Origin of the sequence: Pseudomonas sp. RL_5y_Pfl2_69 (genome assembly GCF_963970465.1) — a bacterium.
In the GTDB taxonomy this organism is placed as follows: domain Bacteria; phylum Pseudomonadota; class Gammaproteobacteria; order Pseudomonadales; family Pseudomonadaceae; genus Aquipseudomonas.
In genome coordinates this window covers 374716-388937 of the sequence record NZ_CAXAOU010000004.1, presented here as the reverse complement: position 1 = coordinate 388937, position 14222 = coordinate 374716, and the positions used below count along the sequence as shown (strand labels likewise).

Genomic DNA, 14222 nt, shown 5'->3' with positions numbered 1-14222 from the left:
GGCTGATGCTCACACTGCTGGCCTTCGTGGCCTTGCTGTTGGCAGTGCTTGGCGGGGTTGCCATCGGCGAAACGCCGATCGCCCCGGGCGTGGTGCTCCAGGTGCTGGCCAACAAGCTGTGGGCTGCCGGGTATGTGCTTGATCCGATCGACGAAGGCATTGTCTGGAACTATCGCCTGACCCGTGCCTTGGTGGCTGCAGCCTGTGGTGCCGGGCTGGCGACGTGCGGGGTGGTGTTGCAGTCTTTACTGCGCAACCCCTTGGCCGACCCCTACTTGCTTGGCATTTCTGCCGGTGCTTCGACCGGCGCCGTACTGGTGGCGGTACTGGGCCTGGGTGCGGGAGCCATCTCCCTGTCTGCAGGAGCCTTTGCCGGAGCCATCACCGCTTTTGCCCTGGTCATTGTGCTGGCTCGCGTCAGCGGACCAGCCAGTACCAGTGCCCAGATCATTCTGGCGGGGATAGCCGGCTCGCAGTTGTTCAACGCGATCACCGCGTTCTTGATCACCAAATCGGCCAGCTCTGAACAGGCCCGCGGGATCATGTTCTGGCTGTTGGGCAACCTCAGTGGCGTGCGCTGGTCCTCGGTATGGCTGGCAGTGCCAGTGGCAGTGCTCGGGTTGGCGGTGTGCATGTGGCACAGACGGGCACTGGATGCGTTCACGTTTGGTGCGGACTCTGCGGCGTCACTGGGAATTCCTGTGCGCCGGGTGCAACTGTTGCTGATCAGCTGTGCAGCCCTGGTGACTGCTGTGATGGTCTCCATTGTCGGCTCCATCGGTTTTGTCGGGCTGGTCATCCCCCATGCCGTGCGCTTGCTGTCAGGCACCGGCCATGGGCGCCTGGTCCCCTTGAGCGCACTGGGCGGCGCATTGTTTCTGATCGCCGCCGACATTCTTTCCCGCACCCTGATCAAGGGCCAGGTGATCCCTGTAGGCGTCGTTACCGCGCTGATCGGTGCGCCGGTTTTTGCGCTGATTTTGATCAGCAGGAGAAATGCCCGATGAATGAGGCAATTCCAGTGTTGAGTTGCAGCGACCTGAGTTACTGCGTCGGTGCTGCTCAACTGCTGCAAGGCATCAACCTGAATGCGCTCCCTGGCGAGACCCTGGGCATCATCGGGCCTAATGGCTCGGGAAAATCCACGCTGCTCAAGCTGCTGGCCAATCTGCGTGTGCCCAGCCGTGGCGAAGCCTTTATCCACGGACAGCCGCTCAGAAAAATGAGCCAACGCACCATTGCGCAACAACTGGCGGTGGTTGAACAGCATGCCGATACCCATGACGGGATTGGTGTGTTCGATGCTGTCGCCCTTGGCCGCACCCCCTGGCTGTCAGCATTGTGCCCGTGGTCTGGCAACGACACGGCCATCGTCGAGCAGGCCTTGATCGATGTGGATGCAACACACCTGCGCAGCCGAACCTGGCGCAGCCTCTCAGGGGGTGAGCGCCAGCGTGTACACATCGCCAGGGCCCTGGCCCAGCGCCCGCAGATCCTGTTGCTGGACGAGCCCACCAATCACCTTGATATCCAGCACCAGCTGGCCATTTTGAAAATGGTCAAGGCCTTGCCCTTGACGACCCTGATCGCATTGCACGATCTCAACCAGGCGCTGAGCTGTGATCGCCTGGCGATTCTTGAGCGAGGCCGTTTGATGGCGCTGGGCAGCCCCCTTGAAGTCCTGACCCCACAACGCCTTGAGGCCACCTTCGGGGTCCAGGCGCACTATTTGACTGACCCTTTTGACGGTGCGCAGATTTTACGAATGCGCCCTTTTTAAACCTTTTTATGGAGAGCAACTCATGCGTATTTCTTCCATTACCCTGCTGTTGACCACTGCCCTGTTCTGTACATCGGTACTGGCCCAGACCCACGAAGTGAAAATGCTTACCCGCAGCGCCACGGCCGGCATGGTCTATGAACCGGATTACTTGCAGATCGCCCCCGGTGACACGGTCAAGTTCATCCCAACACAAAGCAGCCACAATGCCGCCACCCTGCCCGGTCTGCTGCCTGAAGGGGCACAACCGTTCAAAGGCAAGCTCAATCAGGAAATCGAGCAGACCTTCACCGTACCGGGGCTCTATGGCATTCAGTGCATCCCGCACCTGGCCATGGGCATGGTGATGCTGATCCAGGTGGGCGAACCGTCAGCTCAGCCCCCGCAACTGCCCGCTACGCTACCCAAACGTGCACTCGACCGCCTGAACGCCTCCCTGCAAAAACAGCAGGTGGCAAAATGAGTGCCGTGCGATCGCGCTCCGCGATCCTGATCGCTCTCGCCAGCCCGTTGGCGTTTGCCGAGTCGGCACAGGAACAGGCCAACGGTTTTATCGAAGACAGCACCTGGAGCGTGCTCAACCGTACGGTCTACGACAGCCGCGAATATCGCCATGGCGCCAGCAACAGCGGCGCACGCAATGCCTATAAACCGCGCTCGGAGCGCAATGGCTATGCCGAAGAGTGGGCATACGGCTTGATGGGCACCCTGCAGTCAGGCTTCACCCAAGGCCTGATCGGCGTTGGAGTGGATGCCCACGCCTACATGGGGCTCAAGCTGGACAGCGGCGGCGGACGCGCAGGCAAGGCCCGCCTGCTCGGGCTGGATAACGACGGCTACCCCAAGGACAACTACGGCCGAGGCGGCGCAGCGATAAAACTGCGCATGTCCAATACCGTGCTCTCCTATGGTGAACAGCGGGTCAAGACGCCGGTTTTCAGCTCATCCGACAGTCGCCTGCTACCGGAAACCGCCACGGGGGTGTTCCTCACCAGCAACGAGATCAATGACCTGAAAATGGTCGGCGGGCATTTCACCGAAAGCACTGACCGCAACGCCAGCAGCCACGATCAGGGCTTTGTGGTGAACTATTCGAACGGGCCCAAAGGCAATGCCTTCGACCTCGCAGGGGTTGTCTACACCCCAAGCAAAAACCTTAGCGCCAGTCTCTACAGCTCCCGCTATGAGGACACCTGGAACCAGCATTACCTGGGGGCCGTCTTCAGCCACGCCATTGATGAAAACCGTTCCCTGTCGCTGAACCTGAACCTGTACCGCACCACCGATGAAGGTAAGGCGCTATCAGGCAACATCGACAACACCACCTGGAGTTTGCTCAGCACCTATGCCCAAGGCCCCCACAGTTTCAGCCTGGGATATCAGAAAGTTCATGGTGATACGCCGTTCGATTACGTGACGCGGGGCGCCATTTTCCTTACCAATGCGGTGCAATTGTCTGACTTCAACGCGCCCAATGAACAGTCGTGGCAAGCACGTTACGACCTGGCAATGACCCCTTGGGGCATGCCCGGACTGGTATTCAGCGCCGCTTACGTGCGTGGCAGCCAGATCGACGGCAGCCATGTCGACCCTCGGGGCGGGTATGCGTATCTGGGCTATGGCAAAGGCGGGAAACACTGGGAGCGGGATCTGGAAGCGCGTTACGTGATTCAGAGCGGAACGGCCAAGGGCACAATCATGTCATTGCGACACAACGTTCATCGCGGCAACAAGGCACAGGCTGAACTGGACACCGATCAGATACGTCTTGCGGTTGAGTACCCGCTGACGGGGCGTTTCTGATCGGTTTGATGCACATTTAAACCCGTCGCCCCTTTAGCCGCTGCCTCGCTTCTTCGGCAGCGGCTAAAGGTTTCGCCGTCAACAACGCGTCGTAGCAGTTGACGAGTAGAACGAGGCTACGTTCGATCGCGAAGCGGTCGCAAAGCCAGTACGCGCGGGATGCCTGATAAACCGTACAACCCGACTTTACGACGGCTTCGTCGGGGGGCCGCATCACGCCGGACGCAGCCTCGTTCCTTCGGCAGCGACTACAAGGACTCTGCCTGGTTTAGTGCATCGAACCATGATCGTGATGCATCGGCATGCTGTTCAATGCCCGAGCCTGGGCCTTAACCTCAATCGACTCTTTGACCCCTTTGCTGTCTTCGACAATCAGGGTCAACGGTACCTGGTCACCGACTTTAATCTGACCGACCAGGTCGATCAGCATCACGTGATAACCCTCAGGCACGATGGCAACGCTCTTGCCCGCTGGCAATGCCACCGATGCAAAAGGCTGCATGCTCATCACGTCGTTTTCCATCTTCGACTCGTGAATTTGCACGGTCTTGGCAACGGGTGACTGGACTTCAACCAGCTTGCTGTCGCTACTGGCCGTGATGTGCATAAAAGCGCCGGTCGAAGGTTGCCCCGCAACGGTGGCCCGGACCCAGGCATCATCAACAACAGTTTGCGCGTTAACCTGCAGGCTCAGGCCCAGCAGCGACAGCAACAGGTAGTTCACAGGCTTCATAGGGTTGACTCTTTCAAAGGAGGCGTTGATTAACAGACGGACATCACGGTCAGCAAGTCTTCAGTGCATTGCTTGGCCGAGAGTGACGGCGACAAGCCAAGGCGCAACACACCACGGGAATCGAAGACGAAACTGGTAGCCGTATGGGACATGGTGTACGAATCACCCGTAGGGATTTTTTCGTAGAACACCTTGAATTCTTTAGCCGTGGCCGCCGTTTCTTCCAGGGTGCCGGACAATGCAATAAAGCTCGGATCGAAGGCTTTCACATAGGCATCCAGCATGGCCGGCTTGTCCCGTTCCGGATCGAGGGTAATAAAGACCACCTGCAGCCGATCACCGTCAGGCCCCATCATCTTCTTGGCCTGTGCCGCACGGGCCAACGCAGTCGGGCATACCGCCGGGCACTGGGTAAAGCCGAAGAAAATCATCGGCATCATCCCGCGAAAACTGCCGAGCATCATCTCGGTACCCTCAGCATCCCTGAGCTTGAACTTGCGCCCCAGGATTTCATTGCTCAGGTCTTTTCCGTACTTGTATGACAAACCGCTGCCACTGTCGCAACCTGCGATCAAGCCCAGGCTGAGCAAGCCAAGACCGGTGACTACGCGGCGGCGAGTCAGTAATTCATTCATGTAAGGTTCCTTTAAGCGGCCCTTTAAACGATAAAGGCCTCAACCCTGCGTGCGACGAGGCAGGTGTGTACGCTGCCCGATGCCAGGTCTGACCAGGCTCAGTGCGTACGATTGCTGTGGGATAGACGTGTTGCATGGGCGCAGAATTTAACACTCTCACTGACCTGTCGCACGGTACAGACGCCCCTCTATGGTGCGCTCCGCCTCCCGCAGCCAGTAAAACCGGGCGATGCAGCAAGGCCTGCGACAAATCGACTCAGGACAGCTTTAGGTCAATTACGGGCAGTCGTCGTCACGTCTGTCCGGCAACTAGGGCCTGCATGCCAAGTGGCGACATGCGTTTTTTTCACATCCACTTCACCTCTCGCCCACCTGCTCCTGTTTAACGTGCCGGCCATAACTTACGTCTATAACGGGCTTACAGGTGGAAAGCATGGTTGCCGTTGTCCCTCACACCTTCCGGATCCAGGGTCTGGAACGCTTGGCCTTGCCCAGTCTGATACTGGCTTTTGTGGTGTTTTATCTGTTGCCACTGATGAGCCACGGGCTGTGGATACCCGACGAAACCCGCTATGCCCAGATCAGTCAGGAAATGCTCCACAGTGGCAACTGGATCGCGCCGCACTTCATGGGTTTGCGCTATTTCGAAAAGCCCATCGCTGGCTACTGGATGATTGCCATCGGCCAGGCCGTGTTTGGTGACAACCTGTTTGGCGTGCGCATCGCCTCTGCGCTCAGTACCGGGCTGAGTGTCTGGCTGGCGTGGCTAATCGCTGGCAGCCTTTGGGATGACCCTCGCAAGCGTTTCGCCAGTGCCCTGCTTTACATGAGCTTTGGGCTGGTCGCAGGGCAAGCCGGATATGCCAACCTGGACCCGCAGTTCACCTTCTGGGTCAATCTGAGCCTGGTCGCTGTGTGGTTTGCCTTTGACAGCAAGACTCGTCGCGGGCGCCTTTGCTCATGGGCAGTGCTTGGCGTTGCCTGTGGCATGGGCTTCATGACCAAAGGCTTTCTGGCCTGGTTATTACCCGTACTGATCGCGGTGCCGTATGCCCTGTGGCAGCGGCGCATAAAGGAAGTGCTGATTTACGGTCCGCTGGCGATCCTGGTCGCAGTGGCTATCTGTGTTCCGTGGGCGCTGGCGATACATCATCAGGAGCCGGACTTCTGGCAATTCTTTTTCTGGAACGAACACATCCGTCGCTTTAGCGCAGCCGATGCGCAACACACTCAACCCTGGTGGTTCTATCTGCCCATCCTGCTGGCCGCCAGTTTGCCGTGGGCCGCTCTGGTGCCCGCAGCCCTGCTCGATGCATGGAAGCAAAAGCGCCAGCCAGCGATTGGTTTTCTGTTGCTGTGGATGCTGCTGCCGCTGGCCATCTTCAGCTTGAGCAAGGGCAAATTGCCGACTTACATCATGCCGTGCCTGCTGCCATTGGCGCTGTTGATGGGCCATGCACTGGTGACCTGGCTGGCCCAGGCGCGTAGCCGGACTCTACGTATCAATGGTGTGTTGAATACGCTGCTGGCCGTAGCCGGGTTGGCGGGGCTGATTTATCTGCAAATCAGCCACCCGGTCTATGACAACACCGAGATATTCAGCCTGTCCCTGGGCTACATCGTGTTGCTCGGCTGGCTGCTGAGCAATGCCTTGCAAGCCCTGCGCCCCTTGCAGCTGTGGGCCGCACCCGCGCTGGGCATGGGCTTGCTGGTGGCCTTGTTGCCCGCAGCCATGCCGGGACAAATCGTCAACAGTAAAATGCCCGACCAGTTTATCGCCGAACATGTGCAGGAACTGAGTCAGACCAGCACGTTGTTAAGCAACGACCTGGGCGCTGCGTCGGCGCTTTCATGGCGCCTTGGGCGACCTGACGTGAGCCTTTACAACACCGTGGGCGAACTCAAGTACGGCCTGGGGTATGCCGATTCAGCTGCGCGTCAGGTTGACATGGATAACATCGCTCACTGGATGAAGGACGCCCAGAGGCGCGGTTCTGTCGGGGTCGTCATGCGAGTTCATTCGGCACTGGAAACCCACGAAGTCGAGCTGCTGCCGGTGGGCGGCAAACGCTACGAGCGCGGCGATCTGTCGATATTTATCTTCCCCGGGGTTCAGCCTTAAATGACGGTATTCAAGCGCCTGGACAGCAACCAGAAAGCGTTGCTGGTGCTACTGACCGTGTCTGCCCTGCTGCTGTTGCTCGGCCTGGGCTCGAGGGAGCTGTGGGGGCCGGAAACCCGTTGGGCCAACATTGCACTGCAGATGCTGCAAAGCGGCGATTATCTGGACCCGTACCTCAAGGGATCACCCTACTACGACAAGCCCTTGCCCTCGTACTGGCTGATCACGGCAACCGCCGGGCTGACGGGCGGCCTGGGGCATTGGTCGCTACGCCTGTCTTCGGTTATCGCAGCCTGGTTCAGCGTATGGCTGGTGTACCTGATCGGCGAGCAACTGTTTCGCAAAGGCACCGGATTGATTGCTGGATGGATGCTGGCCACCACCTTCTACTTTGTGTTTTGGGCACGGGTGGCGACAGCGGACATTCTCACCGTATTCGGTCTTCTGGCCGCAGTCTGGTGGTACTGGCGCGACCCGCAGGACACCCGCTTCAGCCGTTATTGCGTGTTCTTTCTTCTGCTGTCCCTGACCTCCCTGCTCAAGGGACTGATCGGCTTTATCCTGCCGGGGCTGGTTCTGCTGCCTCATCTACTGGGGGAGCAACGCTGGAAGCGTCATCTGAACCTGCGCCTGTTACTGGCCCTGATCGTTGCAGGGGCGGTGTACATGCTGCCTTTTGTCCTGTCCCATCTGTATGGCGCGCCAACTTATGGTGAAAGCGGACTGGGGCTGGTACTGCGTGAAAACGTGGTGCGCTTCTTCAACCCCTTCGACCACATGGGGCCTATTTACACCTACCTGATTTACCTGCCGGCTTACACCCTGCCCTGGGCGCCGTTCTGGATGATCGGGTTGTGGGTGGCCGTGCGTCAGTGGCGTCACATCGAGCCCAATACGCGCTGGCTGGTGTGGGGGCTGGGTTTGCTGTTTGTATTCTTCACCGCCAGCGGCAGTCGGCGCAGTTATTACGTGCTGCCGCTGGTGCCCTTTGCGCAGCTATTGGCCGCCTGGTGGGTGACACGGCGCATGGCGCAACGCAAAAGCAGCGGGCGTGGCTGGAAGATCGGCTTTGGCGTCAGCGCTGCGGCCGTGCTGTTGGTACTGGGGGTGATATACCCCTGGTCCAACAGCGGTGGCGGGGTTATCCAGTTCGGCCAGGATGTGAAAGCGCGGGCCAGCGAGCAGGCGCCCTGGGATCAATGGCGCATGGTGATGATCGATGTCGACAACAAACTGCCGATGTATGTCCAGAATGAAGGCGAGCCGTTCTTCTATATCGACCAGAGCCAGGACTTCCCCCGCAACGGCGACAGTGCCGCCCTGATGGCCTGGCTGGATAAAACCAGCGGCCAGCACTTCGACCCGAAACGCACGCTGATCTTCGCCCAGTTTCGCAGTGGCGATCCCCTACCCCTGGGCTACCTGAGCGTGGACCACCAGGTCATTACCAGTCAGCCGGATAACGGTGATCGCCTGTTGCATCGCCGCGAGGGGGGCAGCGTGGTGTATATCCCGTGATCCCTACCCTGTGGGAGCGGCCTTGCTCGCGATAGAAACGACGCGGGGTATCTGGTACTCAGCGTCGATGCAATCGCGAGCAAGCCCGCTCCCACGGGTATTTAGAGAATCCGGTAAAGCAAGCGCTCGATCCGTACCCGGCTGACGCGACGCAAGAACTTGGCCACCGCTGGCGGGTAATCCGCCAGTGTTTCCAGGCTCTTGAAGCTATCGATGCGCTGAGTATGGGCAAAGATGGCGTCCAGCTCCTTGCGGCGAGGCTCCAGCAATTCGCGACGCGGATCATCAATCAGCAAACCGTTTTCCAGGTCCAGGCGGAACGCACGCGGATTGAGGTTGTTGCCGGTCAACAAGGTATAGCGATCATCGACCCACATGCCCTTCAGGTGGTAGGTGTTGTCACCTTCGCGCCACAAGTGCAGATTCAACAGACCGTTGTCGATCATGCGCTGATGACTCTTGGCAAACCGGCGCAGGCTCAACTCATACAGATACGGCAACGCCGCGATAACCCGGAAAGGTTCGCTGGGCGGGATGTAGAAGTCGTTGGCCGTTTTGTCGCCCACCACGATATCAATCCGCACCCCACGCTCCAGGGCCCGATTGATTTCACGGGTCACAGGCAGCGGCAGGTTGAAATACGGCGTACAAATGGTCAGTTGCTGCTGACTGCAGGCAATCAGTTCACAAATCACCCGGCTCAGCGGGTTGTTCTTGCCCACGCCCAGCAACGGGCTGACCGAGAGACCAAAGTGGCCGACAGTACCGGCGCTGGTGTCGTAGCTGGCTTTTTTCAGATGGCTGCGCAAATCACCGATGGCGCTGCGCAAACTGCGGGTTGTCGGCAGTGTTGGCAGGTCCAGGCGATGAACCGCCCTGGTCTCGATCAGGTCCTGCTGGACAAAGCGCTGCATGGTGTCGGCCAACGGCTTGTTGTGCAGCACGTGGTAACGGTCAAAGCGGTACTTGTCGAGTTTGTGCAGGTACACGTTATTCAGACTGGCGCCGCTGTAGATCACACAGTCGTCAACGATGAAGCCCTTGAGGTGCAGCACGCCGAACAGCTCGCGGGTCTGGACCGGCACACCATAAATCGGCACATGGGTGGCGTGGGATGCGGTTTGCGCCTGATACCAGGCCGCATTGCCGGGCTGCTTGCCTGCACCGATCAGCCCGCGCTGGGCACGCAGCCAGTCGACGACAACGGCGATTTCGAGTTCGGGACGCGCCGCTTTGGCGGCATGCAAGGCGTCCATGATTTCCTGCCCGGCCTCATCCTGTTGCAGGTACAAGGCCACCAGCGTGATGCGGTGGCGTGCGCCTGCAATCTGCTCCAACAGACAGCGACGAAAATCCGCTGCGCTTGGCAGGATACTGAAAGCATCGGCAGATAACGGAAAGCTGCGCAGTTTAGGCAGCAAAGAGCGTTTGAAGAGCGACGGCATAGGGCTCGCTAAGGGTCGAATGCGAAGAGCCGCAAAGCTTACACCAAAGTTTGCAATGAAACCTCAATGTGGGAGCGGGCTTGCTCGCGATGAGATCGCCCTGGTTTTACAGGCAGAGCGAGTTATCCGAATCGACGCACCGTCACTCCATCACGCTTTATGTGTCATGAAAATTTGGCAAGACTCAACAACCGCGCAATATCCCGCGCCCGGTCAGTGAGCAATGACGCCGCCCGGGTGCAGGCGTCCTGCAGGGTCATCGGGCCGCTGGCAATTGCAAATGCCGCGTTGATGCCGTGCTCGTACAGCGCCTGATACCCCTCGCCCAACGTACCTGCCAATACCACCACCGGAACACCTTCAGCGCGGGCGATGCTCGCCACGCCAAAGGGGGTTTTGCCGCGCAGGGTCTGGGCATCGAAACGGCCTTCACCGGTAATCACCAGGTCTGCCCCCTTTACAGCCTCGGCCAGCCCCACCAGCTCGGCAACCACTTCAACCCCTGCACGAAACTGCGCGCCGAGGAACGCCTTGGCAGCAAACCCCAGCCCCCCGGCTGCACCCGAGCCTGGTTCTTGACGCACATCCTTGGGCAAAACCTTTGCACAGTGATCGGCAAAATGCCCCAGCGCCTGATCCAGCAACTGCACGTGTTCGGCAGATGCACCCTTTTGCGGGCCAAAGATTGCCGAAGCACCGTGCTCGCCACACAGCGGGTTGTTGACGTCAGCGGCAATTTCAAAGCGTACCTCGGCCAGACGCGGGTCCAGGCCTGCCAGCTCGATACGCGCCACATGGGCCAGCGCCAGGCCGCCGCGCGGCAGACTGTTGCCCTGGGCGTCGAACAAGCCCAGGCCCAGCGCCTGCAATGCACCGGCTCCGGCATCATTGGTAGCACTGCCGCCGATGGCCAGGATGACCCGCCGTGCGCCGGCATCCAGCGCGGCCTTGATCAGTTCGCCGGTGCCGAAGGTGCTGGTGATGCAGGCATTGCGCTGTTCCGGTTTCAGCAGTTGCAAACCGCTGGCTTCGGCCATCTCGATGATTGCCGTGTGGCTGTCAGGCAGCCAGCCCCAATGGGCCTCGACCGGTGCGCCCAGCGGGCCTTGCACATGATTGCTGCGCAACTGGCCATTGCCTGCGGCGACAATCGCTTCGACTGTGCCTTCGCCGCCATCGGCCATCGGGCACTTGACCAAATGCGCGTGGGGCAATACGTCAGCCAGACCGGCTGCAATCGCGTCGGCGACTTTTTCGGCGCTCAGGCTGTCTTTGAACGAGTCGGGGGCAATCACGATTTTCATGGGGCGTATCTCCAGTTCTTATACCCTCCATGCTGCCAGCAACCGGCCCAAAACACGCCAGTCGGGCGCACAAGCATTCAAGGGGTTTGTTGTTCATTTGGACAAGGAACCGTGTTGCAGGCGCTCTCGCGAGCAAGCCCGCTCCCACAATCACGTCTGTGCCAGCAGCTGGACTCCCAGGTACAGGGCCAGCATGCCATTGAGGCTCAGCGGGTCGACGCCACTCAGTTCGGCGATACGCTCCATGCGATAGCGCAGGCTGTTGCGATGAATCCCCAGCGCGTCGGCACAGGCCTGACTCTGGCCATCGTGATCACACCAGCTGCGCAACGTGGCAATCAGTTGGCCGTTGGCGTCTTTGGCCACCACTTTGTGCAATGGCCCGAGCAATTCTTCCAGCGCATCGTCATTGCGATGACGCCACAGCATCACCGGCAACCGGTAGCGATTGAGCGTCAGCAGGCGGGTCTGCGGCAGTACATCGCGACCATATGCCAGCAGATCACCCACCCGTCGATAACAGCGGCGCAACCCCTTGAGTGCATCAGCCTGCCCGCCTGCGGCAATCCGCAACACCTTCCAGCCCTGGCCGTCGAGCTTCTCCAGCAGCCGCATGTCATCCAGCGCAGTCGTCGCCGGCCGGCACCACAGCAGCGAGCCCGTGGCCGGGCTGACGCACCAGCTGTCCGGGTAGCGTGACTGCAGCCATACACTCAAGGCCTCTGCACTCTGCCCCTTGCCCAGTTCAAACAAATACGGAATCCGTGCCAGCTGGGGCTTGAGGCCCAATTGCTGGGCCTCGTCGATCAGTCGCGGCGAGTCGCCCCCTTCACTGAGCAGCAAAGCCACCAGATCGTCACAGCGTTGGCGCCGCCATTGTTGTTCCGCCTGCTGGTAACGCTGGCCCACCAGCATCTCGGCGGTCATGCGTACCAGCTCGGCGTAGGTACGCAGCAACTCGGGCTCGCCCGTCAGGCCCAGCACACCGATCAGTCGTTGATCGAGCAACAATGGCAAGTTGATACCCGGCTGCACGCCTTTCAGGCATTTGGCGGCCTGGGCATCGATTTCCACCACCCGTCCATTGGCCAGCACCAATTGCGCCCCTTCGTGCCGGGTGTTGATACGCTCAGGCTCGCCACTGCCCAGGATCAGGCCCTGGCTGTCCATCACGTTTACGTTGTACGGCAAGATGGCCATCGCGCGATCCACGATGTCCTGCGCCAAATCATGGTCCAGTTCAAACATAGGGTGACAATCCTTGGATACATTTGTTCACGGGCACAGGCGACTCGGCAAAATGCTGTGCGACAGCACAAAGACAGCGGCGTTGTGGTGACCGAGACTCAAGCTGCGGTCAACGTTACCCCTGGATCGTGAAAAAACATAATAAAGAGAGACATAAGATGTCACAGAGCGCCCCCGCATCGCCGATCAGCGATGACGATAAAAACGCCATCTACAAGCGCATCACCCTGCGTTTGATCCCCTTCATTTTTATCTGCTATCTGTTCAATTACCTGGACCGGGTAAACGTTGGCTTTGCCAAACTGCAGATGCTCGATGCACTCAAGTTCAGCGAAACCGTGTACGGCCTGGGTGCCGGTATTTTCTTCATTGGCTACGTGCTGTGCGGCGTACCCAGCAACCTGGCCTTGACCAGATTCGGCCCCCGGCGCTGGATCGCCGTGATGATGATCAGTTGGGGGACCCTGTCGACCTGCCTGATGTTTGTCACCACACCTACCGGGTTCTACACCCTGCGCCTGCTGACCGGTGCCGCTGAAGCGGGCTTCTTTCCGGGCGTGGTGCTGTACCTCTCGCAGTGGTTCCCCAGCTTTCGCCGGGGCCGGATCATGGCCCTGTTCATGTGCGCCATCCCTGTATCGGGTCTGATTGGCGGGCCATTCTCCGGCTGGATTCTCAGCCACTTCGCTGCAGGCCAGGGCGGCCTTGCCGGATGGCAGTGGATGTTTCTGCTGCAAGGCATTCCCACCGTCGTGCTGGGCGCACTGGCCATTTTCTTGCTCAGTGACAGCTTTGCCAACGCCAAATGGCTGGGTGCCCATGAGCGAGCGGTACTGGAAGCGGACCATCGCCTGGATGCCGCCAGCAAACCCGCTTCATCGGCCACCGATTCGCTGTCGGCAGTGTTCAAAAACCCGGCCATCTGGGCTTTCGGCCTGATTTACTTCTGCATCCAGAGCGGCGTGTACGCCATCAACTTCTGGTTGCCGTCGATCATCAAGAGCCTGGGCTTCAGCGATACCCTGGTGATCGGCTGGATCAGCGCGATTCCTTATCTGCTGGCGGCAGTGTTCATGCTGCTGGTGGGCCGCTCGGCGGACTTGCACAAGGAGCGCCGCTGGCATCTGGTGGTACCGATGCTGATGGGCGCGGTGGGTCTGGTGATCGCGGTGAATTTTGCCGCGCACCCGGCCATTGCGATTCTGGGCCTGACCATTGCGACCATGGGCGCACTGACCGGCTTGCCGATGTTCTGGCCAGTACCTACTGCGATGCTCAGCGCGGGTGCAGCCGCTGGTGGCCTGGCACTGATCAACTCGATGGGGCAAATGGCCGGTTTCCTTAGCCCGTACCTGGTGGGCTTCGTAAAAGACGCCACCGGCTCCACGGACGCGGCCCTGTACTTCCTGGCCGCGGTGATTGTGGGCGGCAGCCTGCTGGCACTGCGCATGACCCGGGGCATTAAAACCCCATAATCAGGCACAGCCTGTGGGAGCCGGGCTTGCCCGCGATGGTAGCGCTGCGGTTTGACTCTGAAACCGGGTTGCCTGCTTCGCGAGCAAGCCCGCTCCCACATTGACCTTGCCATCATGGGCATCACCAAACCTGTAGGAGCTGCATCCCTGCGGTTTGCC

General features: G+C 59.7%; 12 protein-coding genes. 7 read left to right on the top strand and 5 right to left on the bottom strand.

Annotated features, from left to right (window positions below):
* Nucleotides 1–2: 2 nt before the first annotated feature.
* From AACY07_RS10085 to AACY07_RS10070, 4 genes are read left to right on the top strand one after another with little or no spacing between them, the layout of a single operon-like run.
* Nucleotides 3–1007, top strand: coding sequence for a FecCD family ABC transporter permease (locus AACY07_RS10085; RefSeq protein ID WP_445261369.1), 1005 nt, complete (start codon nucleotides 3–5; stop codon nucleotides 1005–1007).
* Nucleotides 1004–1780, top strand: a complete 777-nt coding sequence (locus AACY07_RS10080; protein WP_445261366.1) for an ABC transporter ATP-binding protein — start codon at nucleotides 1004–1006, stop codon at nucleotides 1778–1780. The genes AACY07_RS10085 and AACY07_RS10080 overlap by 4 nt, the downstream gene beginning before the upstream one ends.
* Before the next feature lie 22 nt (nucleotides 1781–1802).
* Nucleotides 1803–2243, top strand: a complete 441-nt coding sequence (locus tag AACY07_RS10075) for a pseudoazurin (RefSeq protein ID WP_339474646.1) — start codon at nucleotides 1803–1805, stop codon at nucleotides 2241–2243.
* On the top strand, nucleotides 2240–3583 hold the full coding sequence (locus AACY07_RS10070; protein WP_133079192.1) for an OprD family porin: 1344 nt from the start codon (nucleotides 2240–2242) through the stop codon (nucleotides 3581–3583). The genes AACY07_RS10075 and AACY07_RS10070 overlap by 4 nt, the downstream gene beginning before the upstream one ends.
* A 268-nt stretch (nucleotides 3584–3851) precedes the next feature.
* On the opposite strand, the gene AACY07_RS10065 is transcribed toward AACY07_RS10070, so the two are convergent.
* Together AACY07_RS10065 and AACY07_RS10060 are read right to left on the bottom strand one after the other, a co-directional pair.
* Entirely contained in the window at nucleotides 3852–4316 is a 465-nt protein-coding gene (locus tag AACY07_RS10065; RefSeq protein ID WP_339474645.1) for a copper chaperone PCu(A)C, read from the bottom strand.
* 29 nt (nucleotides 4317–4345) lie between these two features.
* Nucleotides 4346–4951 (bottom strand): SCO family protein, encoded by a 606-nt coding sequence (locus tag AACY07_RS10060; protein ID WP_019827121.1) that lies wholly within the window; start codon nucleotides 4949–4951, stop codon nucleotides 4346–4348.
* Between the two features lie 433 nt (nucleotides 4952–5384).
* On the opposite strand from AACY07_RS10060, the gene arnT reads away from it, so the two are divergent.
* Complete coding sequence (gene arnT, locus AACY07_RS10055) at nucleotides 5385–7073, top strand: lipid IV(A) 4-amino-4-deoxy-L-arabinosyltransferase (protein ID WP_339474644.1); 1689 nt, start codon at nucleotides 5385–5387, stop codon at nucleotides 7071–7073.
* On the top strand, nucleotides 7074–8591 hold the full coding sequence (locus AACY07_RS10050) for an ArnT family glycosyltransferase (protein WP_339474643.1): 1518 nt from the start codon (nucleotides 7074–7076) through the stop codon (nucleotides 8589–8591).
* A gap of 101 nt (nucleotides 8592–8692) precedes the next feature.
* Here AACY07_RS10050 and pssA read toward each other — a convergent pair whose 3' ends face one another.
* From pssA to AACY07_RS10035, 3 genes are all read right to left on the bottom strand, one after another.
* Nucleotides 8693–10036: a CDP-diacylglycerol--serine O-phosphatidyltransferase gene (gene pssA / locus AACY07_RS10045; RefSeq protein ID WP_133079196.1), complete on the bottom strand. Its 1344-nt coding sequence runs from the start codon at nucleotides 10034–10036 to the stop codon at nucleotides 8693–8695.
* 164 nt (nucleotides 10037–10200) lie between these two features.
* Nucleotides 10201–11340 (bottom strand): glycerate kinase, encoded by a 1140-nt coding sequence (locus tag AACY07_RS10040; protein WP_339474641.1) that lies wholly within the window; start codon nucleotides 11338–11340, stop codon nucleotides 10201–10203.
* A gap of 150 nt (nucleotides 11341–11490) precedes the next feature.
* Nucleotides 11491–12588, bottom strand: coding sequence for a sugar diacid recognition domain-containing protein (locus tag AACY07_RS10035; RefSeq protein ID WP_133079198.1), 1098 nt, complete (start codon nucleotides 12586–12588; stop codon nucleotides 11491–11493).
* 158 nt (nucleotides 12589–12746) lie between these two features.
* On the opposite strand from AACY07_RS10035, the gene AACY07_RS10030 reads away from it, so the two are divergent.
* Nucleotides 12747–14063 carry an MFS transporter gene (locus AACY07_RS10030; protein WP_133079199.1) on the top strand — a complete coding sequence of 439 codons (1317 nt, stop codon included), beginning with the start codon at nucleotides 12747–12749 and terminating at the stop codon, nucleotides 14061–14063.
* The last annotated feature ends 159 nt before the right edge of the window (nucleotides 14064–14222 follow it).